Source organism: Campylobacter sp. RM9328, from assembly GCF_012978615.1.
In genome coordinates this window covers 1-532 of record NZ_LIWF01000068.1, presented here as the reverse complement: position 1 = coordinate 532, position 532 = coordinate 1, and the positions used below count along the sequence as shown (strand labels likewise).

General features: G+C 29.7%; 1 protein-coding gene. It reads left to right on the top strand.

All coding sequences use genetic code 11. From position 1 onward, the window contains the following. Positions 1 to 532 (top strand): transposase (locus tag CCAL9328_RS10725; protein ID WP_170000646.1); only part of this gene is annotated, 532 nt, incomplete at both ends.

Below are 532 nucleotides of genomic sequence, written 5' to 3'. Positions count from 1 at the left end.
AGCTTTAACTTTGCTTACCAAGCTTCAAACACAACTGAAAAATTTTAATCATTCACAATCAAATTTGCAAGATAAAATTTTATCTACTTTTATCACAAATTTAACAAAGCAAATCAAACAAACACACTCCGAACTCAAACTTTTAGCTTATGATTTATTAAAAAATATTATCCCACAAACAGAAAAAATTATAAAAGAAAATAAAGGCATAGGTATTGATTTGGCTTTAAAATTATTTCCTCAACTTCATTTTAATCGCGATAAGTCTGAAAAACAGGTTATTAGCTTTATAGGCTTATCACCCCGAGTTTTCCAAAGTGGTTCGAGCGTCAATAAAACGCTTTGTATTAATAAACATGGTAGCCCGTTAATACGTAAGTCATTATTTACTTGCGCTTTAGTGTGTATTCGTTTTAATGATAAATTTAGAATACGTTATGAGAACTTAATATCTAGGGGTAAGAATAAAAAGCTGGCTATTGTTGCCGTTATGTGTGCGATAGTTCGCTATCTAAAAAGCTTTTTTAAATTC